Here is a 360-nt window from a genome sequence, read left to right as displayed (position 1 = left end):
GTGGGTGGGGGGGTGGGGGAGATGCTCGGGGGCGGCCAGCCCGGCCCGCCAGACGGCGGGCCGGCCGGGGCTGTGCCCCCGCCGGTGGTGGAAGGTGTTCAGCGTCCACGCCAGGCGCCACACGGCCTGGTGCCATTCGTGGGTGACGGCCATGCGCTGGGCGGCCAACAGGCACGCGTGCTCGGTGTCGAACCAGGCCAGCGCCGCCGGGTAGGTGGACATGGGATACGGCAGGCAGTCGGGCACGGGCGGATCCGGCGGCAGGTGCGGCCGGTGCGGGTGGAGGAGCCGGTCGGCGGCGGTCGGGGTGTGCAGGGAGAAGTCGACCAGCCGGCGCAGCGCGGCGCGTTGGCGCCCCTC

1 pseudogene is annotated in these 360 nt (G+C 76.7%); it reads right to left on the bottom strand.

The features are described from left to right. Window positions 1-360, bottom strand: a pseudogene (locus tag F0L68_RS43070) (AfsR/SARP family transcriptional regulator); the annotation flags it as partial.

The sequence above is a fragment of the Solihabitans fulvus genome, from assembly GCF_008386585.1.
In the GTDB taxonomy this organism is placed as follows: Bacteria; Actinomycetota; Actinomycetes; order Mycobacteriales; family Pseudonocardiaceae; genus Solihabitans; species Solihabitans fulvus.
Note: the sequence above shows the minus strand (reverse complement) of the source record. Positions and strands in the feature narration are given on the sequence as shown.